Annotated in this window: 21 protein-coding genes and 2 pseudogenes; 6 read left to right on the top strand and 17 right to left on the bottom strand. The window is 63.4% G+C overall.

Annotation, left to right across the window (positions count from 1 at the left end):
- Window positions 1-84: 84 nt before the first annotated feature.
- Window positions 85-1,290, top strand: a complete 1,206-nt coding sequence (locus ACSKB8_RS42025) for a hypothetical protein (protein ID WP_438111215.1) — start codon at window positions 85-87, stop codon at window positions 1,288-1,290.
- Between the two features lie 120 nt (window positions 1,291-1,410).
- On the opposite strand, the gene ACSKB8_RS42020 is transcribed toward ACSKB8_RS42025, so the two are convergent.
- The 4 genes from ACSKB8_RS42020 to ACSKB8_RS42005 form a co-directional block, all read right to left on the bottom strand.
- Window positions 1,411-1,644, bottom strand: coding sequence for a hypothetical protein (locus ACSKB8_RS42020; RefSeq protein WP_438111213.1), 234 nt, complete (start codon window positions 1,642-1,644; stop codon window positions 1,411-1,413).
- Between the two features lie 361 nt (window positions 1,645-2,005).
- Window positions 2,006-2,422, bottom strand: a complete 417-nt coding sequence (locus ACSKB8_RS42015; protein ID WP_091884443.1) for a hypothetical protein — start codon at window positions 2,420-2,422, stop codon at window positions 2,006-2,008.
- 41 nt (window positions 2,423-2,463) lie between these two features.
- Window positions 2,464-2,754 carry a hypothetical protein gene (locus ACSKB8_RS42010; protein ID WP_130212924.1) on the bottom strand — a complete coding sequence of 97 codons (291 nt, stop codon included), beginning with the start codon at window positions 2,752-2,754 and terminating at the stop codon, window positions 2,464-2,466.
- A 314-nt stretch (window positions 2,755-3,068) separates the two neighbouring features.
- Window positions 3,069-3,230, bottom strand: a complete 162-nt coding sequence (locus ACSKB8_RS42005) for a hypothetical protein (protein WP_176945474.1) — start codon at window positions 3,228-3,230, stop codon at window positions 3,069-3,071.
- Window positions 3,231-3,656: 426 nt separating this feature from the next.
- Here ACSKB8_RS42005 and ACSKB8_RS42000 point away from each other — a divergent pair, with 426 nt between their 5' ends.
- The 3 genes from ACSKB8_RS42000 (at window position 3,657) to ACSKB8_RS41990 (ending at window position 6,602) form a co-directional block, all read left to right on the top strand.
- The gene (locus ACSKB8_RS42000) at window positions 3,657-3,974 is read left to right on the top strand and encodes a hypothetical protein (RefSeq protein WP_438111805.1); all 318 of its coding nucleotides are present in this window, start codon (window positions 3,657-3,659) and stop codon (window positions 3,972-3,974) included.
- 513 nt (window positions 3,975-4,487) lie between these two features.
- Entirely contained in the window at window positions 4,488-6,110 is a 1,623-nt protein-coding gene (locus ACSKB8_RS41995) for an EAL domain-containing protein (protein WP_438111210.1), read from the top strand.
- Window positions 6,111-6,236: 126 nt separating this feature from the next.
- On the top strand, window positions 6,237-6,602 hold the full coding sequence (locus ACSKB8_RS41990; protein ID WP_130212922.1) for a VanZ family protein: 366 nt from the start codon (window positions 6,237-6,239) through the stop codon (window positions 6,600-6,602).
- A 54-nt stretch (window positions 6,603-6,656) separates the two neighbouring features.
- On the opposite strand, the gene ACSKB8_RS41985 is transcribed toward ACSKB8_RS41990, so the two are convergent.
- The 13 genes and pseudogenes from ACSKB8_RS41985 to ACSKB8_RS41925 form a co-directional block, all read right to left on the bottom strand.
- Window positions 6,657-7,103: a CHRD domain-containing protein gene (locus ACSKB8_RS41985; protein WP_438111208.1), complete on the bottom strand. Its 447-nt coding sequence runs from the start codon at window positions 7,101-7,103 to the stop codon at window positions 6,657-6,659.
- A gap of 138 nt (window positions 7,104-7,241) precedes the next feature.
- Entirely contained in the window at window positions 7,242-7,526 is a 285-nt protein-coding gene (locus tag ACSKB8_RS41980; protein ID WP_091884431.1) for a hypothetical protein, read from the bottom strand.
- Window positions 7,527-7,672: 146 nt separating this feature from the next.
- A complete protein-coding gene (locus ACSKB8_RS41975) occupies window positions 7,673-8,116 on the bottom strand; it encodes a hypothetical protein (protein ID WP_438111206.1) in 444 nt (147 codons plus the stop codon).
- 135 nt (window positions 8,117-8,251) lie between these two features.
- Entirely contained in the window at window positions 8,252-9,973 is a 1,722-nt protein-coding gene (locus tag ACSKB8_RS41970) for a chemotaxis protein (RefSeq protein WP_438111204.1), read from the bottom strand.
- Between the two features lie 5 nt (window positions 9,974-9,978).
- Window positions 9,979-11,070 carry a protein-glutamate methylesterase/protein-glutamine glutaminase gene (locus ACSKB8_RS41965; RefSeq protein WP_438111202.1) on the bottom strand — a complete coding sequence of 364 codons (1,092 nt, stop codon included), beginning with the start codon at window positions 11,068-11,070 and terminating at the stop codon, window positions 9,979-9,981.
- Window positions 11,071-11,087: 17 nt separating this feature from the next.
- A complete protein-coding gene (locus ACSKB8_RS41960) occupies window positions 11,088-11,942 on the bottom strand; it encodes a CheR family methyltransferase (RefSeq protein WP_438111200.1) in 855 nt (284 codons plus the stop codon).
- 146 nt (window positions 11,943-12,088) lie between these two features.
- Complete coding sequence (locus tag ACSKB8_RS41955) at window positions 12,089-13,891, bottom strand: methyl-accepting chemotaxis protein (RefSeq protein ID WP_438111198.1); 1,803 nt, start codon at window positions 13,889-13,891, stop codon at window positions 12,089-12,091.
- 59 nt (window positions 13,892-13,950) lie between these two features.
- Window positions 13,951-14,433 carry a chemotaxis protein CheW gene (locus ACSKB8_RS41950; protein ID WP_128938196.1) on the bottom strand — a complete coding sequence of 161 codons (483 nt, stop codon included), beginning with the start codon at window positions 14,431-14,433 and terminating at the stop codon, window positions 13,951-13,953.
- Between the two features lie 77 nt (window positions 14,434-14,510).
- Window positions 14,511-16,208 (bottom strand): methyl-accepting chemotaxis protein, encoded by a 1,698-nt coding sequence (locus tag ACSKB8_RS41945; RefSeq protein WP_438111196.1) that lies wholly within the window; start codon window positions 16,206-16,208, stop codon window positions 14,511-14,513.
- Window positions 16,209-16,245: 37 nt separating this feature from the next.
- On the bottom strand, window positions 16,246-16,707 hold the full coding sequence (locus ACSKB8_RS41940) for a chemotaxis protein CheW (RefSeq protein ID WP_438111194.1): 462 nt from the start codon (window positions 16,705-16,707) through the stop codon (window positions 16,246-16,248).
- Window positions 16,707-18,781, bottom strand: a pseudogene (locus ACSKB8_RS41935) (chemotaxis protein CheA). Before ACSKB8_RS41935 ends, ACSKB8_RS41940 begins: the two are co-directional and overlap by 1 nt.
- Window positions 18,778-19,142: pseudogene (locus ACSKB8_RS41930) on the bottom strand (response regulator). The pseudogenes ACSKB8_RS41935 and ACSKB8_RS41930 overlap by 4 nt, the downstream one beginning before the upstream one ends.
- Window positions 19,142-19,465, bottom strand: coding sequence for an STAS domain-containing protein (locus ACSKB8_RS41925; protein ID WP_128938203.1), 324 nt, complete (start codon window positions 19,463-19,465; stop codon window positions 19,142-19,144). Before ACSKB8_RS41925 ends, ACSKB8_RS41930 begins: the two are co-directional and overlap by 1 nt.
- Before the next feature lie 267 nt (window positions 19,466-19,732).
- Between ACSKB8_RS41925 and ACSKB8_RS41920 the strand changes: the two genes are divergently transcribed.
- Window positions 19,733-20,785 carry an HD domain-containing phosphohydrolase gene (locus tag ACSKB8_RS41920; protein ID WP_438111192.1) on the top strand — a complete coding sequence of 351 codons (1,053 nt, stop codon included), beginning with the start codon at window positions 19,733-19,735 and terminating at the stop codon, window positions 20,783-20,785.
- Between the two features lie 129 nt (window positions 20,786-20,914).
- Entirely contained in the window at window positions 20,915-21,583 is a 669-nt protein-coding gene (locus tag ACSKB8_RS41915; RefSeq protein WP_438111190.1) for a hypothetical protein, read from the top strand.
- Window position 21,584: the final 1 nt, after the last annotated feature.

Genomic DNA, 21,584 nt, shown 5'->3' with positions numbered 1-21,584 from the left:
TCGAGACATGTGCGCGCAGGACCCAGGGATCCGGGTGAAAAAGCCTAGCGAAACAGCTGTATCCGGGGTAGTTGATCGGCCTTGATGACCGAGCCCGGCGACACTGCAGCCAACGCGCACGAGATCAAGGCTGGACTTGTCCGCCTGTTATCAGGGCGGATCCGCGAAATCTCCGACGACCCCCGGCAGATGCGGGACGTCGTTTACGAACTGGCCCGCATCAAGCTGCTGGAACAATTCAACCACGCCGATGCGCGGGAGGCGCGAGCGCTCCAGCAAGTGCTCGAACGCGCCATCCAGGAGGTCGAACGGTCCTTTGAGCGAAGCGAGCCGTCCTCACCGGCAAAGGCTGCCGGCACTGTCGTGGCGAATTCTCGGCCTGACAACGCCCCTGCTCCGCCGCCCATTCCGACGCCGCCGGCTCTGGCTTCACCAGCCCCTTCGACGGCCGCGGAAACGCCACGCGGACCTGCGGCACCGTCAAGATCGCTGGACCAACTCAAACGGAGCGGCGCCTTCAAATCTCTCGTTCGATTGACCGCCATGCTCCTGCTCATTGCGGGCGCCGGGGCCGCGGCTGCCTATTGGCTACATCTGAGGACACAAGTGACCGCATTGCCACAGGTGGCGCTGCCGTCCGCGCGCTCACCGGAAACCTCGGGCCCTCAGCCGACCGCCATCCCGACTCCCTCGGTGGGTGAACCCGCTGAACGGACGCCGGATAGCGCAAAGGAGCCGGCGCAAGCTGCACAACCGTCGATGCCTTTGCCGACGACGTTCGGCGTCTACGCCTTGAGCGAGGGCCAGCTCCATGAGCTCAAGCCGGTGCCCGGAAAGATTCCGGACCGGCGCGTCGCGATCTCGGCAGCCATCAACACGCCGAGCGCAACCACATTGATGGGCGGCGACGTCAGATTCATCGTGTTCAGGCCCGACGGGGGTGTCGATGCAAGCGGGACCGAAGTTCGGGTGGTCGCGAAAGTCTCCCGGGCGATGGGCGTCGATGCCACCGGGAAAGCCGCCATGGTCAGCGCCGGCGATTCCTGGGTCATCCGCAGCATGTCGTACCCCTACAAGGTAGGTCCGGTCGAAGACCAGTCGAGAATGCTGTTGCTCCAACCAGAGCAAGACGGCTTTACGCTCGCCCCCGGCCGCTACGTCGTGGTGGTCAAGGGTATGGGCTACGACTTCACGGTCGCCGGAACGGTCACTGATCCCAATCAATGCGTCGAACGCATCAATGCGGCGAACGGCGCGTTCTACTCGCCCTGTCCGCCGCCCCGACGCTAGAGCATGATCGGTTCTGATTGAATCAGAACCGAAGCTCTAGATTCTAGTTTTGACGCGTTTTCTTCACGCGAACCGGTATCCACTTCGCTCGAAAACGCTCCGGCCGTAGCCACCCTGTTCTTATTTCGCCGGCTTGTTGTCCTTTGGCGCGTCCACCGGCATGTCGTCGACCTTACCGTTGTTGGCGACGCATTTTTGGAAGTATTCGCGCTTATCCTTGGCCGTTCCCTTAGTGCTCCCGGCCGCGGGGTTGCCGATCTGTCTGGGCGGAAAGGCCTTGGCCATCGCCGCATCGCATGTGCGGGCCACTTCCGCCGTGATGGCCGAAGCCGTCGCCGGCGCGGCCAGCGTCAAAGCGCATGCCAATCCAACCGACGTCCTCAAATTCTTGACTGGCACCTCTTTCGCTCCTTCAATCCATGAATGGCCGCCGAACCATATCAAAAAGGGTCGAAGCGCCCAACGGCAAAGCAGCGCCGAATTGTCACGCGGTCTGCCCTGCCTGCCGCCGGGCTATCGGAAATACTCTTGGCGGCGGCCTGCGCGCACACGCCTCGTCCTTCGAGACGGCGCTTACGCGCCTCCTCAGGATGAGGCTAATCGGCGTCAGCACCCGTTGAAACTGCTGCCGCGCACTCCGTCCTCATCCTGAGGAGCCCGCCTAGAGCGGGCGTCTCGAAGGATGGCCGCAGAGCGTGCAGCAAGATCCGCGATACTAGCTGTCGAGCTGCGGCGGCTTGAAATCCGGAAAGCGCGTGAGCATTGCGGTCTTGACGAACTTCAAGTGCGCGATGGCGCTTGCCAATTCCTTGAGCCGTCGCTGGCCATTCGAGATGTCGGCCGCAAAGAGATCCTGATGATAATTGTCGAGCGGCTCACGCTCGAGATATTCATCGGTGCCGTTGCCGAAGGTGACGGATGCACGTGCGAGGGCATCGTCAACACGCCGGTTGAGGCCGGCCTGCTCCCTCTCCGCCTCCTGCAATGCTGTTTCGATCGCCGCCAGGACGGCACCGATCCGCGCACGGTCGGTCTCTGCATCACGCTCGACGGAGCGGGCTTTAAAACCTTTGTCCTCACGGCGGGAGCCGAGAAGATTGTGTGCGCGCGCTCTCAGGAACAGCTGAAACATTTGGGCCATCCCACATTCGAGATTTAGGCGGCTACCATCGGTCAGACATAGTTAACAAAGCTTAAATCCTGCGCCCGCTCCGCCTGGCTTTGTGCGATCCACGCCCGCCAAGCCCCTTCGTGCTTGGAATAGAGCTCAAGCCAGCGAACTTCGTCCGCCGCAACGGCTCCGTCGTTCACGCAAATCTCGGACGCGAATTGCGCTGTCTCGTTCGATGAAAGATCCAGCGCTTCGAACTCCGCCGTCTCTTCCAAAGAAAGGCCGATCAGGACGCGATGCCCTTGGGCGTCGACGAAATACCTGCGGGGCGCGTTGTGCCTTTGATCAATCATTCGAATGGCCCTCATTAATGATCCAAGGCCGCGGAAGATCTTTCAACCGCCGATCAAAGGTACGAACAAAAGCGATCAAAATAAGGACGCACGTCGCGCCCAGCAACGCAATCAAATACGCCATCTACGCCCACCCATGCGGGCCCCGAAAAAAATCGAGGCGGCTAAACTCTCGCAATGAACCGATACGTTTTAGGTTGCCTTTCCAAAGCTCTCAAGGACCGCACCACGTTAACCTAACCGCACATGGTTATCCGACCTTGCCGCGACGCAAGATCAACTTCCGCCTGAAACATCGCGCCCATGGTTCTGCATTACGATGGATGCTCGCTTTGTTTCACTCCCATCGATGCCGGCGTGTAGGGCGCATAGAGGCGATATCGTGCTGATCGCTTGCGCGAGCGCCACGCCCGCACACCATAGCCACAGCCAAAGCCAGCTGCAAAAATCGAAATCAAAACCAGAATCGCAAGCATTTGGAATGTTCCCAATTTTTCGGAACGCTCCTCCCGGTACATTTCAAACGTGATGTTGCGACGACTTCAAGGTCATCGGCGCTGAAACTTTTGTCAGACGATCATGAAGTTTGTGCAACGTGGTGCTCGAAGTTTGGTCGTCGCGCGAAACCTTGGCGGCAGGAGAGGATGACGAAATCTCTCATTGTTCGAGAGCGATATCCAGCCGACGATGTTAACCCCTGTTCACCTCGGCAAGCAGCCTGAAGCCACGAGCGCGCTGGTGGTCGAGCGTGTCTGTCCTCTGCGTGATGAAGTCGCTTCCGACACATTTTTCGCACGCGGCTGCTGGCGATTGCAGACAACACCGACGAAACCTCCGTGGTTATACGGAGCGGCATACACAAACTTCATCGCGGTAAGGTTGAGCGGTTAGCTTAATCCGCGGTGTTTGTTGCGAAGTCTCGCGTTTCGCTTATCCATCTTCGCACCGGGCTCCCCCAGTCCGGCCCCACCCAAGCAAAGCCGTCGAGCGAACATGGGTCGCTTGGCGGCTTTGTCCCTTGTGTCGACGAGAGGATCATTTCGGTTATGGCGCGCAAGCCCTGGTCGTTCAAGGAAGACCGCCGGCTCATGGAGCTGGCCAAGTCTTCGGCTTCGCTGGAAGAGGCGGCGAAAGTTCTCGGGCGCTCGCCTGATGCGATCAAGCGCATGGCGTTGCGGCTTGGTCTTTCGTTGAAGTCGAAAGCGAGCAAGAAAGGCTAGCCTCGGGAAAGGCTAGCCTCGGAAGAGAGAAAGTCGAGGACGGCAGCGCCATCATCGCGGCAACGCTCCTCTTCGACCCAGCCGCAGCTTTTCGCTTTGGCAGGACGGAACCAAAGCAACCATTGGGTGTTGATTCCAGACTTCACGGCGAGGTCTGGCAGTGCTCCACTTTGCCATTTCCGCGATATTGGTTTGGCTGGCGATCAACGTCGCTTTCGTGGTGCTTCGGCTGCGAGCCACCCGCCATCCCGTCACGCCCCACAGCGATAGGCCCAGCCGACCTCTATCCAGAGGTCATTTCCGTCCGCCATCGCGGCGGGCGGTGAGCGTTGATTGAGCTGCCTGCGGCGGTCCGTCCGGCCCGTTCACCGGCCAGTTGTACGTCTTCTGGGCCCCCTCTAAGGCTGGCTCCGTAGCGGGGCATCCCCGTTCCTTCGTCCCGTTAAACGCTATCTTAGTCCCCGCAGGCTAGGATCAATTTTCCAGGCCTCCCCTGAATTCCGCCCGGACCGGATGAGATTACAGCGACCCAACCTCCTGTTTGCGGCGCTCGTGCTTGCGAGCACGATGGCGTTCGCCCTGGCGGGCCATTTCGCGGCGGAGGCCGTCATTCGCCACCAGCAGGCGCATCAGCTGAGCGAGTTGACCGAGGTCGTTCTGCGCCGCTCCGAATTTGCGGTCGATTTTGCCGCGGCCAGCCTGGACGAGCTCGCAAAACGCAATCTCGCCAGCTGCGAGCCCGGGGCGTTGCAAGCCATCCGCCTCCACGTCTACCAGCGCTCGGCGATCAAGGACGTCCGCCTCGTCAAACCGGATGGCTCGGTGATCTGCTCGGCCTATTCCGAGACGCTCGAATTCGACAAGGGATGGGTGAATCGCCGCGACATGCTGCCCTCGCGCGACAAGGCACTTTCGCTGTTCCGCGTGGAGCAGTTCGGCGGCGACGCCTTGGGCGTGCTCAGGGACATCAACGACAGCTCCGCCCTTGTCGCCATTGTCGGCATCAACGCCAGCCTGTTCGACATCATGCCCGCCGAACTGCGGGCGCACAGCGAGGTGATCCTCGCCTTGAGCAGTGGCGAGAAACTCGGCGAATTCCAGACCGACGCCGGCAAGTCCCTGCCGGGGCCGGTCAGTTTCGACAGGACTTCCACGCGCTTCCCGCTTCATGCCACGATCGGGCTCGAGCACGCGGTGCTTTCGAGCTGGAACCACGAGGCTTATTGGCCCGTCCTCGCAGTAGCCCTTGGACTTGGCGCAATCTTTGGCATCCTGCTGGCACGCAGCCGCCGAATGGAGGGGCCCGTCGCCGATCTCGATCGGGCGCTGGCGGCCGGCGAATTCAAGCCGTACTACCAACCCATCTTCGATCTCGGGACAGGTCAGATCAAGGGCTGCGAGATTCTGGTTCGCTGGGTGCGCCGAGATGGCTCGGTCGTGCCGCCGATGAACTTCATTCCGCTCGCCGAATCCAGTGGACGCATCCAGGCGATGACCTGGCAGATCCTGGCATCGGCGCTCGCCGAGCTGAAGCCATTGCTGAGGGCAAACAAGAATTTCAAGATGTCCTTGAACGTCGTGCCCGGGCATCTCCTGAGTGCAGGCTTCGTTGAAACGCTGCGTCGCAAGGTGCTGACGGCAAGAGTCTCGGCGCGCCAGATCGTGGTCGAGATAACCGAGCGCGACGAGCTCGACGATCTCGCGCGCGCCGCGGCGGTTGTCGCCGAGCTGCGGGACCATGGCTTCCGCGTTGCCATCGACGACGTCGGCGTCGGCCATAGCGGACTGTCTCGACTGAAGGGCCTCGGCGCCGACATGATCAAGATCGACAAGTTCTTCGTGGACACGATCACCGTGGACGCGTCGACGACGACGATCGTGGAGATGCTGGTGGCGCTCGCGAGAGACCTTCATATGAGCGTGGTCGCGGAAGGCATCGAGACCGAGGAGCAGCTCCGCGCACTGCTCGCGTCCGGCGTAGCGGAGGGCCAAGGTTATCTCGTTGCGCCGCCCCTGCCCTTCGCCAGGTTTAGTGAGCTCGTCGAGTTCGCGCCGCGTGCCGCAGTCAGGCGCGGCGGTCTCGAACGATGCGGCTTTGGTGGCCTGACGGTCGAGGAAGAACTTCGATTTCCCTAACGGGGGGTGAGCCGCCAAACGGTATCACCGTGCTTGTGCCAGCGGAGCCTTTGGCGGCGGCCAGCGCCTTTAACGATATTTTCGTCTTTCGAACCAGACGGGCGCCCAACCTTGTATGTTGGCGCCATGCGCAGGAGCCACCTCATCGCAGCCGCGAGCATCTGTCTAGCGCTGATCGTCTATGCCACCCTGGCGAAGCTGGCGGGAAGACCCGCGCTCATGGGACATCACGAGGCCTATTGGATCGTCGTGATCGAGCGCTTCAGTGCCTATGGTCTGCTCGGCTTCCTGCTTTCCTTCCTGTTGCCAGGACGGCTTGGTTTGGCTTGCTCGCTCGTCGTGGCGGTCGCTATGGGGCTGGAGCTGATGCAGGTGTTCATACCCGACCGGGATCCGGGCTTTCTCGACGTGCTCCAGAAGGCGGCAGGAGGCACCGTCGGCGTCATGCTCGCCCAGATGATCCTGGCGTTCTTGCCGAGACCGCCGTCCTAAGCAGCCAGCATCCCCTCAGCGAGATGACCCGTGGACGTACACCCGGTCTCTACTTCACTTCATCATCTGGCCGCGCAACTCGCCGCCCGGGTTCGCGGCCGTATGGATGTTCGCGTACCATTTTCCGGTCAGCAGATCTGCCGCCTGCGCGTCGGTGAGCGTGGCACTGCCCTGGATCGGGCTTTGCACCGTCTTGAACGGGAGGACGATGCCGGCGTTCTTGCCAGCTTCGCCGGGGCCATGGAAATGCGCCCCCATTGCGGGTCCCGTCAGCCCGGCATAGGTGACGGTGTAAGTCAGAACTTTCGTTACAGTGTCGTAGCTGGCTTCTGCCTTGCCCGATCCGGACGAGCTGTTCGGGGGCACTTCATTGCTTCCCTTGAGCTCGGCTTGCAGCGTCACGGCTTCCGCGTTTGCCATTCCGCTCGTCGCAACGACGCTTCCAACCAGCGCGAGCGTCCCCAACAGTGCCACCGACGGCCGACGCACAGCTTTGCTCATGCACTCCTCCTGCAGACTTCGCTCCCCATCGCGATTTGAACACCGACGACAGCCGGAAATTCCGCCGCAGAGCTTATGCTGATTCGGGACAACGAGCGCGGGAATTAGCCTTCGGCATGGGCCGGAACACGCGGAGGCTCAGGCCGCTCCACGCCTGTTATGGAGCTGGGTGGGAGCCAGGAGTTCGGCCATTTGCCGGTGGGTGTTGTGCAGCGCCTCAATGGCGCAATCGAGATCGAAATCCGCCTCACGAACGGATGCGAAGAACTTGGCCGTCAGTGCCAGATCGAGTTTGACGCGCGTCGTCCCGTCGCGACTTTTGCGACGATCGAGCGACAGATGGATGGCGCGATCCCTCGCCTCCATTGCACCGCAGCCGCAAAGCGCGCCGAGTTCATCGTATGTCATCCAGATTTGAGGCATGTTCTTCCACCACACTTGATCGGCCGCAAGGCTAGCCCCCGCTTCTAAAGGCAGAGTTGCTGCAGCGCGGCCGCGGCGTGATTTCGAGACAACAGCGTCAATGCAACGCTAATCACGGAGCTGGGCGCACGTGGAGCTGCGCGATTTCACTTGGACGGGCCTGCCGTGAACGGATGCCGCGGCCGGTAACGGCTGTCGGCCCCCTTGGGCAGCTTATCTGCATTCAGCCTCACGACCGCGCTCCTGATGTCGGCAGCCGGCGCGTCTTCCTGGCTGTAGATCAGCGTCGCCTCGAACTTCACGTCAGGCGCTTGCTTGGCCGTGCCCGAGCACGTCGCCATCGCACCGCTGCACACGCCGGAGAGATAGACTTCGACCTCGTCACGCCCGAACACGGTTGGCGGGCCCTCGGCATGCCGGCGCGTCGTCAGAACGGCCGTGAAACGCTGGTCGTCATCGAATTGATAGGAGCCGCCATAGGTGAAGAAGCTGTCGCTGCCCGAAATCCGGCCTTGAGACAGATGCACAATGCCGGTGCCTTGCGCCTGCGCGGTTCTAAACCACGCCGCGTATTTGCCCTCTTTCAGCATGGAAACATCCGTGGTGAATTCCATGCGTATTTGCAACGAACCGTGGGGCGCGACAATGACCGACGCGGCGCGCATTCCGCCACGGTTAATGCCTCGCAAAGTCAACCTGTCAAATTGCTGAAGCCGGCAGCGACGTCAGAACAGTTCTATGCCGTCATCGGCGGTCTCGACCGCCTCGACCCGGCGCGTGGTGGCGATCGACGCCAGCCCGAGCGTTTGCAGGAATTCGCGGTGGACGTCCCGCTCGCGCTCCATCGTGTAGCGCGCGAAGAGTTCGTCGAGCATGGCCTCGTCCTGCGGACGCGGTTTCTGCGCGCCAGCACCGGCCGTCTCGAGGCGCGCAGCGACCGCGGGCAAAGCCGCGGAGCCTTCGCCGAGCGTGCTCATCAGGCCTTGCGCCGAATTCATCAGCCCCTCGAACTCCGCGCCTTCAACCACGAGCCGGTTCATCAGCTTGCCGAGCCGTTCATTGCCGGCCTCGACCTCGCGCAGTGCCTGAAGGATCTGCGGCTCGAGCTTGGCGAGCTGCGTGGGATCGCCCTGCACGCGGAGTTGCTTCAGTTCCCTGGCCGAGCGCTCGATGCCGTCGAGCACCGGCCGCAAGCGTCCTGCCCCCGCCGAGACCTGGTCGGCGGTCGTCTTGAGCTCGTTGGCGATGACGACGAAGGCGCTGCCGCGGCTGCCGAGATGGCTTGCCTTGAGACCGGCATTCATCCCGATCAGCGTGATGTCGACGGTCGCCTCGGCAAGCCCGGCGATCGCCTGACGAAACTTCGTCAGCGTGTCCTCGACGATCGCAAGCGCCTCATCCACCGAGCGGCCAGCGCCCTCGCAGGTAGCAATCAGGGTCGAAGCGTGCGCCAGCGTCTGCTTGATGCGCGCCAGGAATGATGACGAACCGCCGTCCTCGCCGCCGAACAGCGTGCGACCGTGGCCGACGACACTGCTCGCATCGTGCAGGATGGCGGTCAGCGCGCGAACGATCTGACCGATGTCGCCGCCGAACTCGCGCTGGGCATCCCTGAGCTGGGCCGCCTGCAACTGGCAAATCGCGCGCGCGCCGTCATTGCTCGCGACCGGTTCGGGAACGAGGCTCGGGGCGGATTCCGAGGCGAGGCCGAGGCCGTGCGCGACATGCTCGAGACGCTGGCGCGTGCTGTCGCCGGCCTGCAAGGAGATGATCGCGCTCCCCACCGCCTCGGCGATCTTCCTGGTGCTGGAACTCGCGAGGTCGGCGAGATGGCTGCTGTTGCGGCGCTGATCGTGCAATCCGGAATAGGCCGCACCAAGCTCGACGCTCTCCGCCGCCAGTTGATTCCGGTAATGGCTCTCGAACTCCTTCTGCCGGCCGAGTGCGGTGGCGACCGCCTCGGACAGGCGCTGCTGATCCCGCGCGCAGCCCTCGATCGAGCCCTGCACGGCCCTGCCGAGATCGTAGGCTTCCTGCGTGAAGGCGAGAAAGCCCTCGCGGTCGGCGTCAAGCGAGGCAGCCTCGATCCGCGCGCTGCGGGCGATGATGGTGATCATCTGGATGTGCTTGAACACCGGCTTGAGCAGCGAGGACGCCTCCGCCGTGCTCTTGCCGATCGTCTCCAGCAGGGCGGTCTCGGCCGGAAGCGTTTGCGCCAGCTCGCTGAGCTGTGCGGCGATCTCCTGCAACGCGGTCGCGGCGCCCTCGATCTCTGCACCGGAGAGTTCCGAGGACAGCGTCGCGAGACCTTGGTTCAGCTCCTTGAAGATGAGATGGCCGCGCCCGAGCTCGTGACCGACGCGCGCGAACACGTCTTCGATGCGCGAGGAAACGTCCTCGATCGCAGCGATTGCCTCATTGAGCGTGTTGGCCGGAATGACGGACATTGCGATCAACCTGCCGCCGCGGCGTGGCCGGCCTGATACCAGTGCATGATCTCGCGCGGGATATGGTGCAGCGATACGACCTTCTCGACGCCGCCATGCGCGATGGCTTCCTTGGGCATGCCGAACACCACGCAGCTCTCTTCATCCTGCGCCCGCGTCGAGGCGCCGAGCTTGCGCATCTCCAGCATTCCGCGCGCGCCGTCGTCGCCCATGCCGGTCATGATCACCGCGAGCGCGTTGGCGCCGGCATGCTGGGCCGCCGAGCGGAACAGCACGTCGACGGACGGACGATGCCGCGACACCGGAGGACCGTCCTTGATCGCGATCTGGTAGCGCAGGCCGATGCGCTGGAGCAGCATGTGACGGGCACCCGGCGCGATGTAGGCGCAGTCCGGCAGCACCGGCTCGCCGTCCTCGGCTTCCTTGACCCTGATCTGGCAGACGCCGTCGAGACGTTTGGCAAAGGCCGCCGTGAATCCCGCCGGCATGTGCTGGACGATCAGAAGCGGAGGACAGTGCGGCGGCAGCATCTCGAGGACGTCGTTGAGCGCTTCGGTGCCGCCCGTCGAGGCGCCGATGCACACGATGCGCTCCGTGGTCGGCCGGACCTTGCCCTGCACCGGCGGCGGGATGATCGCATCGGCCGTCAGCTTCTTCTCGACCACCCGACGCTGCGCACGCGGCCGCACCCGGGCGCGGGCGGCCGACTTCACGGCCTCGCGCAGCCGCGTGGAGCATTCGAGCAGCGCCTGCCGCGTGTCGATCTTCGGCTTCGGCACGATGTCGACCGCACCCGCCTCGAACGCCTCGAACATCACGTTCGAGCCCTCCTCGGTCATCGAGGAGCAGATGATCACCGGAATCGGACGTTGCGCCATGATCTTGCGCAGGAACGTCATGCCGTCCATGCGCGGCATCTCGATGTCGAGGATGATGACGTCGGGAATTTCGTTCTGGAGCCGGCGCGCCGCCGCGAACGGATCCGAAGCCGTTGCCATCACCTCGATGTCGGGATCGTCGTTGAGGATCGTCTGCAGGATTTGGCGCACCGACGCCGAATCGTCCACGATCAGTACGCGAACTTTCTCCTTCGGCATTTTTGGCGGCGCTCCGATCAAACCTGGAAGATGGTGGGCTGGACCTGCTTCAGACCAGGCACGGCGCTGTGAATCATCGATTCCGAATGCCCGACCAGCAGATAACCGCCGGGTCGCAAATGGCTGCACAGTTGCTCGATCACCTTGCGCTGGGTCTCGCGCTCGAAATAGATCAGGACGTTGCGGCAGAAGATGATGTCGACGTCGCGGTCGACGGGATAGGACGTATCCATGAGATTCATTCTCATGAAGTGCGTCATGCGCCGTAATTCCGGCACCACCCGCACCTCGCCGCGCGAACTGTCCCGCGACGACAGGAAATATCGCTTCACGAAGTTTTCCGGCACCGGCGCAAGCACGTCGCGCGTGTAGATGGCGGTCTTGGCAAGGCGCAGCACTGCGGTCGAGATGTCGGTCCCGAGGATGCGATACTGGAAGCGCGAGCCGTTCCGCGTCATGTCGTCCAGCACCATCGCGGTCGTATAGGCTTCCATGCCGGTGGAGCTTGCCGAACTCCAGATCTTCAGGTTCGCATTCTTGCGTCCATGCGATTTGAGCAGGGCAGGGATCGCGACATCCCGCAAGAAGGTGAAGTGCTGCGGCTCCCGGAAGAAGTCGGTCTTGTTGGTCGTCACCACATCAATGAGATGAGTGAGCTCGGTGTCGAAATGATCGGCCTCGAACAGGTTTTCGACGTACTCGTTCAGATCCGAATAGTTCAGCGCGCGCACGCGCTTGTGCAGCCGCCCCTCCAGCATCAGCCGCTTGCCCGGCGGCAGCTTGATGCCGACCTGGCCCTCGATCAATTGGGCGATGGTCCGGAAGTGGCGGTCCGACAGATGCACGGCCGTATCCTGCACGGCGAGCATCATGGCCGCCTGCCCCGGTCCGGGATGGCCGCCTGCAGTGAATGTCGGGCCGTCCTGGCCATCTTGAATCCTACGCGTTCACGTAACCGCTGAAAGCGGACCGGTTCACCGTCATCGAGCGGGCCGGCCCGCAGCAGCCCTCGCGGGCCCTAGCGCTGGAAATCGGCGTCCCGGTCGTCTCCGCCGTCGTTCATGTCGAATGCGAAGCCGCCGCCATTGGCAGCCTTCAGGGCGCGCACCGGCTTGCCTTGCGGCTTCCTGGCCGGACGCTCAGTGGCCGCCATTGTCGCCGCCTTGGCCCGCAACTGATTGACCGCCCGGTCGATCGGCGCCGCCGCCGGGCTCTTTCCGCCGTGCTCGATGCGGAAATAGGCGATCGTCGACTGCAGCTGTTCGGCCTGCGAGGCGAGCTCCTCGGAGGTCGAGGACACCTGCTCGGAGGCGCTGGCGTTCTGCTGGCCGACCTTGTCGAGCTGCTGGATCGCCTGGTTGATCTGCGCCGAGCCAACGTCCTGCTCGCGGCAGGCCGAGGTGATCTCCTCGACGAGCTCGGCTGTCCTCTTGATGTCCGGAACGAGCTTGGAGAGCATGGCGCCGGCCTCCTGCGCCACCTTGACGGTGTCGGCCGAGAGGGTGCCGATCTCGGCAGCGGCGGCCTGGCTGCGCTCGGCGAGCTTGCGCACTTCGGACGCCACCACCGCAAAACCCTTGCCGTGCTCGCCGGCGCGGGCGGCCTCGACCGCCGCGTTGAGCGCGAGCAGGTCGGTCTGACGCGCGATCTCCTGCACGATCGTGATCTTCTCGGCGATGGTCTGCATCGCGTCGACGGCGCGGCCGACCGCGGCGCCGCTAGCCTCTGCGTCCTTGGCGGACTGCGCTGCGATCTTCTCGGTCTGGTTGGCGTTGTCGGCGTTCTGCTTCACGTTGGAGGCCATCTCCTCCATCGAGGAGGAGGCTTCCTCGGCGGACGAGGCCTGCTCGGTTGCGCCCTGCGAGAGCTGTTCGGCGCTGGCGGACAGTTCCTGGCTGCCGGCCGAAACGTTCTGCGCCGCGGTGAGCGCCTCCGATACGATCTGCCGGAGCTTCTCCACCATGCGTTGGAGCGCGAGACCGAGCGTGTCCTTGTCCGACAGCGGCTTGGCTTCGACCATCAGATTGCCTTGCGAGATCTCATTGGCGACGGCCGCGGTCTGGTTGAGGTTGACCGTCATCGCGTTCAGGGATTTCACGAGATCGCCGATCTCGTCGTTGCTGGAAGCATCGATCTTCTGGCTGAGATCACCGATCGCGACAGCATCCGCCAGTCCGACGGCCTTGGCGAGGGACCGGCTGATATTGATCGAAATCCAGACTGCGCTGATCGCGGCAGCGATGAGCGAGACGACGACGAGGACGATGAGGATCAACTGGGCGCGACGGCTGTCTTCATTGGACTGCACGGCCTGCTCGGCCATCTGCCTCTTCGTGTTCGCGACATAGGCTCCCATCGCCTCCGTCGCGTCCGCGACCACCTTGCGCCCGTCACCCATCGAGCGCTCCGTTGCCTTGGTCTTGTCCGTCTTTGCCAGCCTGATCGTCTCTTCCTGGTAGACGTTCATCCTGGCGTAGACACTCGCAAAATTGTCGAGCAGCTTCCTGCCACCTTCGCTGGCGAGCGCATAGACCTCGTCCCTGATCTTCGTCGCTTCCTCGCGGAGCTTGGCCGCGTTCGCGGCGAATTCATCGACTTCGCTTGGTGTTCCCAGAATTGCGTTCTTTTCCGCCCTGACCTGCTGCCAAATGATCCTTTCGACTTCGGATGCTTTCTCCATCCGCTTGGCGCGAAGCACCATGGAATCTGCAGTCGCGGCCATGTCGGCCAATTTCGTGTAGCTCACAGCGCCTGCCACAATGAACAGAAGGATGACGACGCCGAAGGCGCTGGCAAGCTTAGCTTTGACGGTGAATCTCATGTTCGATCTCATTGGTTCAAATTGGGATTGCTACTCGGCAACGCTTTACGCTTCGCAATTCATGCGGCGCGAGATGCATCGGCATCACGCCCCTCCGGGATCTCGTCATGCGCCATCAGCTTGGCGAGATCGAAGATGACGACGAACTTTTCGCCCTTGCGGCCGATTCCCGCGGCATAGTCGGATTGCCATTTGCCGCCGACTTCGGGGATGGGCTCGATCGCCTGCTCGTCGATATCGGTGACCTCGAACACGCAGTCGGCAACGAAGCCGACGCCGACCAGGCGATCCTTCATCGGTACATCGAGGATGATGATCCGGGTTGCTTCAGTGGCAGCGACGCTCGGCAGGCCGAGCTTGGTCCGGAGATCGACGATCGGATAGCCGCTGCCGCGCACGTCGATCATGCCGAGCAGGAAATCCGGCGCATGCGGAAGCCGCGAGATCGGCCGCATGTCGAGAATTTCGCGGACGTTGCGGATGCTGATGCCGAACGTCTCGCCGGCGAGCCCGAGCGTCAGATATTGCGAGGTTGCGGCCATGATGCAGTCCAAGGGTCCGAAGGAGGGTCCGAAGGTTTGGAAATGAGCACGGTCCGGCTCGAGGCCGGACCGATCAGTCAGCGTTGAAACTCGGCGTCGCGATCGTCTTCGCCGTCATGCATGTCGAAGGCGAAGCCGCCGCCGCTTGCGACCTTCATCGCACGCGCCGGCTTGCGGACGGGCGCGGGCTTCTTCGCGCCCCGGTCCGCCGCCGCCATGTGCGCGGCCTTGGCGCGGAGTTGGGTCACGGCACGGTCGATCGGCGCGGGCGCGGCACTCTCGCCGCGTCCGGCATGCTCGATGCGGAAGAACGAGATGGTCGACTGGAGCTGCTCGGCCTGTGAGGCGAGCTCCTCCGAGGTCGAGGACACCTGCTCGGAGGCGCTGGCGTTCTGCTGGCCGACCTTGTCGAGCTGCTGGATGGCCTGGTTGATCTGGGCCGAGCCGACGTCCTGCTCGCGGCAGGCGGCGGTGATCTCCTGAACCAGCTCCGCGGTCTTCTTGATGTCGGGCACGAGCTTGGACAGCATCTGGCCCGCCTCCTGCGCCACCTTCACACTCTCGGTCGACAGCGTGCCGATATCTGCCGCAGCGGCCTGGCTGCGTTCGGCGAGCTTGCGGACCTCGGAAGCGACCACGGCAAAACCCTTGCCGTGCTCGCCGGCGCGTGCGGCTTCGACGGCCGCGTTGAGCGCGAGCAGGTCGGTCTGACGGGCGATCTCCTGCACGATGGTGATCTTTTCGGCGATGGTCCGCATCGCCTCGACGGCGCGACCGACAGCGACACCGCTGGCTTCGGCATCCTTGGCCGATTGCGCAGCAATCTTCTCGGTCTGGTTGGCGTTGTCGGCGTTCTGCTTCACGTTCGAGGCCATCTCCTCCATCGAGGAGGAGGCTTCCTCCGCGGATGAGGCCTGCTCGGTCGCACCTTGCGAGAGCTGCTCGGCACTGGCCGACAGCTCCTGGCTGCCGGCGGAAACGTTCTGCGCCGCCGTGATCGCCTCAGCGACGATCTGCCGAAGCTTTTCCACCATGCCGTTCAGCGACTTGACGAGATCTCCGATCTCATCGTTGCTCGCCGAAGGTATGGTCTGGCTGAGGTCACCCTCGGCGACCGCGCCTGCGAGGCCAACAGCCCTTCCGAGCGAACGACTGATCGAGATGGAGATCCAAAGCGCAGCCCCGATCGCAACTGCCAACGAGATGCCGATCAGCGTCATCAGCAAGAATTGCGCCTGGTGTCCCTCTGCCTTGGATTGGACGGCCTGCTCGGCCATCTGCTTCTTGGTGTTGACGACATAGGCGCCCATCGCCTCCATCGCGTCTGCGACGACCTTGCGGCCGTCGCCCATCGAGCGCTCCATGGCCTTCGTCTTGTCCGCCTTCGCCAGCCGGATCGTCTCTTCCTGGTACGTATTCATCTTCGCGTATGCGGCTGCAAAGCTGTCGAGCAGCTTCCTGCCCGCCTCGCTCGCCAACGCGTAGACCTCATCCCTGGTCTTCGTCGCCTCCTCACGAAGCCTGGCTGCTTCCGCTGCAAATTGTTCGGCCTGGGCTTCCGTTCCGAGAACGGAGTTCTTTTCCGCGCGCAGTTGAAGCAGGATATCCTTTTCGATCTGCGTCGCCTTCTCCATCCGGCTTGCGCGCAGGACCATGCTGTCAGCGGTGGCCATCATGTCGCTGAGCTTCATGTAAGCCACACCGCCCGCAAGCGCGGACAGGATGATGATCAAGCCGAATGCAGTGGCAAGCTTTGCCTTGACGGTAAATCTCATTTCCAGCCCCTACCCCAGTCTCGCCCGAGACCCCGTTTCAATTCAGAATGCGTTCCATGTTGGGAACGATGACGAACTCTTCCCGCCATTTGGCGATGAAGCGAATGAATTCCGGCTTCCAGTGCATGCCGACGCGCGGCGTCTGCTGCACGTCCGTGTGCGAAATCTCCGTGACCTCGTAGACCTTGTCGGCGGTGACGCCGACCAGCACAGGCTCGCCGTCAAGTTCGAGCTCGATGACGACGATGCGCGTATCGGCCGAATTGTCGAGCTGGGGCATACCGAAGCGGATACGGAGGTCGGCGAGCGGAATGACGTTGCCTCGCACATTGATCACGCTGGGAACGAAGGCCCGCGCGCCCGCCACCTTGGTCACCGGCACGGGGTCGATGATCTCGCGCACGAGGCCGGCGTCGAGCGCGAATTTCTCCTCCCCGAGGCCGATCATCACGACCTGCATCGCGTCATCCTGGCGCTCGCCAGCCAAACCATCGTTCATCACGCTGCCTCGCTGATGTGCTTCTCGACCTTCGACTGAGCCAGCGCGACGAGCTGCGCGACGTCGAGGATCAACGCCGCCGTGCCGTCACCGAGGATGGTCGCGCCGGAGAACATCGTGACATCCGAATGCAGCTTGGAGAGCGACTTGATCACGGTCTGGTGGTTGCCGATGATCTGATCGGCGACGAGGCCGACGCGGGTCTCTCCGGTCGAGATGATGATCGTCTTCTGGTGCCGGTCGGGCGCGCCGGATGCGGCCATGATCTCGCGCAAGCGCAGGAAGGGCACGAGATTGCCGCGCACGTTGAGGAAGTTGCGGCCGCGCGAACGTTCGTCCTCGGCCGTGAGCTCGACGCATCTTCCACCGCCGACAGCGGAATGATGTAGCGGCCTTCGCCGACGCGGATCAGGAGGCCCTCGATGATCGCGAGCGTCAGCGGCAGCCGCAGCGTCACGGTAGTGCCCTGGCCCGGCCTGGTCGACAGGTCGATCGAGCCGCGCATGTTCTCGATGGTGCGCTTGACCACGTCCATGCCGACGCCGCGGCCGGACAGCGCCGAGATGGTCTGCGCGGTCGAGAAGCCCGGGTGGAACAGGAATTGGTGGATCTCGTGATCGGTGAGCACGGTCCCGGCCGCGATCAGCCCCTGCTCTTCCGCCTTGGCGCGGATGCGCGCGGTGTTGAGGCCGCCACCATTGTCCTTCACGGTGACGAGCACCTGCGCGCCGGAATGGACGGCGGCGAGCTCGATCCGGCCCTGCTCAGTCTTGCCGCTGGCAGCGCGCGTCGCGGTGTCTTCGATGCCATGGTCGATGGCGTTGCGGATCAGGTGCACCAGCGGATCGGCGAGGCACTCGATCATGGTCTTGTCGAGCTCGGTGTCCTCGCCCGAGGTGACGAATTCGACCGGCTTCGACAGGTCGCGCGACAGATCGTGCACCAGGCGGCGGAAGCGGCCGAACAGCGAGCCGATCGGCACCAGGCGCGCGCCCATCGTGGTGTCGCGCAAGGAGGACGCAAGGCGCTCGATCTCCTCGGCGATCATCTTGATCGAGAGGTCGGAGCCGGCGGCGGCGAGCTGGGTCAGCCGCGCTTGGGCGATGACGAGTTCGCCGACCCGATCCATCAGCTCGTCGAGGCGCTCGGCCTGGACGCGGACGGTGGCGATGCCGCGATCGTCGCGTTTGGCCTCGGCCTTCGGTTCCGGCTTTGATTCAGATTTCGGCTCCGCCTTTGCAACAGGCTGCTCGACGACCGGCGCGGCAGCAAGCTCAACCGCCGGCGCAGGCATCTCGGCCGTCGGGCCCGCCGGCTGCTCGTCGAGCAGCTGGAACAGCGGTACCGGGGCAGGCGCCTCAACATGCTCCAGCGGCGAGAGCGTCAGCTTCATCTCGTCCTGGACGAACATGAAGACGTCGTCGATCGCGTCCTTGTCGCAGGCCGCATGCAGCTTGACGTCCCACTTCAGATAGCAGTCTTCGGGCTCCATCTCGTCGAGGAACGGGATGCCGTCCGTGATCGGGACGACGAAACAGGGGCCGAGCTTGCAGAGATCTTCCAGCAGGTCGAGCGGGTTCGAGCCGTTGCGCAGGACGTGCGATTCGAATTCCAGATTGAGGTGCCAGCCGGCCTGCTTGCGCGCGCCGGGGGCCAGCGGCGGCGCTTCGGCGATCTCGACGACGGGAGCGGCAGGCTGGTCGGACGAGACGAAGCGCCTGAGGTCGTCGAGGATGGCTTCGCCGATGATGTCGTCTGTGGACTGGGGAGCCTCGATCAGCGCGCGGATGTAGTCCTTGGCGGCGAGCGCGACCGAGATCAGCTCCTGCGTCGGCTTGATCTCGCCCTTGCGGACGCGGTCGAAGGCGGTCTCGAATTCGTGAGTGAAGGAAGCGACCTTGTCGAAGCCGAACATGGCGCCCGAGCCCTTGATCGTATGCAGGGCGCGGAAAGCGGAATCGACCAGCTCGCGGTCGTCGGGACGCTGGCCGAGATCGAGCAGAGCCCCTTCGAGGACTTCGAAGAGCTCGCTGGCTTCCTGGCGAAAGATCTCGGTCGGGTCCATTGCGCTCATGCACGCACCAGCTTGCCGACGACGGCGAGCAACTGCTCGGGCTTGAACGGCTTCGTGATCCAACCGGTTGCACCGGCGCTCTTGGCTTCCTGCTTCACCGCGTCGTTGGATTCGGTGGTCAGGAACACGATGGGCATGCCGACCGCGCTCGGCAGCTTGCGCAGCGCCCGGATCAGCTCCAGCCCGTTCATGACGGGCATGTTAAGGTCGGTGATGACGAGGTCGAGCTTGCCGGCCTGGGCCTTGGCAAGCCCCTGCGCGCCATCGCCGGCCTCGATCACGTTGTGACCGGCCGGCTCGAGCACGACCTTGATCATTTGCCGAATGCTGGGGAATTGTCGACGGTCAGAATCGTGGCCATCAGGTGCCATCTTTCTTTTGCGGGAAGTGCTGATCCATCATCGCTTCGCTGGCAAAGCCGGCGCGGCGAAGGGTATTGCGCAGAGACTGAGAGAAGGAGGTCAGGACCACCGGGCGGCCTTGCGCCTCGCCCGTCTTGGCGGTCGACAGCAGAAGCTGGATCGAGGTCACGTCGGCCTTGTCGACGCTCGAACAGTCGATCTCGAGCCGCTCCTGGCGGCCGAACGCCTCGCGAATGAGGTCATAGACGCTGCGAATGGCCGCAATGCTGCAATCAGCGGGCAACCGCAACGACCACTTCGGCTCCGTGGGATTGAGCGCCATCGCTGCCCCGCCCTTGCTAAAATCAACGATACACGTTTGACGCGAATCGAGTGAGCAAACCCCTAACGCGAGGCTCCGTACAACTACGGGTCACATTCCCTGAGCCTTCGCGCAGTGCATGCAAGCGTGCATAGCCTGCTGAAATCCCATGCGACACGCGCATAACCGAAGCACCGGGACTCCCGATCCGCATTTGCTCGGCGTTAAACGCGCTCGGCTATGCCTTGGGGTTCGTGCCTTTGCCAGCGAAGAGAGCCCCGGCCGCCGATGCTGACCCAAGCGCTCCTGGTTGATGACAGCCGCTCCGTCCTCAACTTCCTCAAACGTCATATCGAGGCCGAAGGCCTGGTCGAGGCCACCACCTTCCTCGATCCCGTCGCAGCGCTCGCCTGCGCGCGCGAGCGCGTCTTCGATCTCGTGTTGGTCGACTACGAGATGCCGCATATGGACGGCATCAGCTTCATCCGTGTCTTCCGCACCCTGCCCGGCTGCGCCGACATCCCAATCGGGATGATCACCTCGCGACAGACCGATGACCTCAAGATGGAAGCGCTGCAGGCTGGTGCGACCGACTTCCTGCCCAAGCAGCCGCAAAGCGTCGAGATGACGGTACGTCTGCGGAACTTGATTCAGCTTGGTGCAGCCGTGCGCAAGCTCAGCGATCGTGCCGCGCATCTGGCCAGCGACGTCGCGGCAGCAACACGAAAGCTCGGCGAGCGCGAGGAGGAGATCATCCTGCGGCTCGCGCTCGCGGTCGAATACCGCGACAATGACACCGGCGAGCACACCCTGAGAGTCGCCCGCTATAGCCGCATCATCGCCGAACAGCTCGACCTGCCGGCCCGGCTCTGCCGCGACATTTATCTGGCCGCGCCCCTGCACGACGTCGGCAAAGTCGCCATTCCCGACAATATCCTGCTCAAGCCCGGCAAGCTCACCGAGGAGGAGATGGCGGTGATCAGGACGCATGCAACGATCGGCGAGCGGATCCTGGCGGACTCCAGCTGCGAGCTGATCCGGCTCGGAGCACAAATTGCCGCAGGCCATCACGAGCGCTGGGACGGCGCGGGCTATCCGAACGGCCTCAGGGCGGACGCGATTCCGGTCGCCGCACGCGTGGTCGCGGTCGCCGATGTCTTCGACGCCCTGACGACCCGTCGGCCCTATAAGGAGCCGATGCCGCTCGAGGTGGCGCGCAATTACCTGGTCGAGAACAAGGGTCGGCAGTTCGATCCGGCCTGCGTCGAGGCCTTCCTGTCGCGCTGGGACGAGGTGGTCGAGATCGCCGCCGGTCGGCTTGATACCCGATCGCCGATTTGAACCTGTTCCTGATAAGGTGCACCAATATCAAAGAGTGATTCTGGTCACACTTGCCTGGGCGCGCCGCTGCTAAGCATCGGACCGGGACGGGGACCGGCAAAGCATCGGTCGAACTGAATGAGAATACACATGAGAAGCCTGATCGGCGCCCTTGTCGGCGCGTTCTGTGTTGCGGGCCCCGCCCTGGCGGAGACCCCGGCCGCAATCGTCGAGGATGTGCAAGGCAAGATCGACGGTGTCGAGTTCATGGACTATGTGGCGCCGGGCAAAATCATCAAGCTCGGGCCCAAGACCAGCATTACCCTCAGCTATCTCAAATCCTGCTTGCGCGAGACGATCAGCGAAGGCGTCGTCCTGGTCGGCACTGAACAGAGCACCGTGCAGCTCGGCGACGTGCAGCGCACCAAGGTGCCCTGTGATACCAAGGCGGCACAGCTCTCCGAACGCGAGGCGAACCAGAGTGCCGCGACCACGTTCCGGACCATGCGGTCCGATGCCAAGGGGGCTCCGTCCAAGCTGCCGACGATCTATGGCGTCGCGCCGCTGGTCCAGGCCAAGAGCGGCAGCACGCTGGTGATCGAGCGCACCGACGGCAAGGAGCCCACGATCAGCGTGCCGCTCAAGAACGACGTCATGATCCGCGGCAAGTTCTATGACTTTGCCAAGGCCGGAAAGTCGCTGACCCCGGGCGGCAGCTATCTCGCCATTCTCGGCGCCAAGCGTTACGCCTTCCAGGTCGACGCCAGCGCCACCGCGTCGCCCACCCCGGTGATCGGCCGCTTGCTGCGGCTCGAATAGA

The sequence above is a fragment of the Bradyrhizobium sp. BR 1432 genome, assembly GCF_051547705.1.
Lineage (GTDB): Bacteria > Pseudomonadota > Alphaproteobacteria > Rhizobiales > Xanthobacteraceae > Bradyrhizobium > Bradyrhizobium zhanjiangense.
Note: the sequence above shows the minus strand (reverse complement) of the source record. Positions and strands in the feature narration are given on the sequence as shown.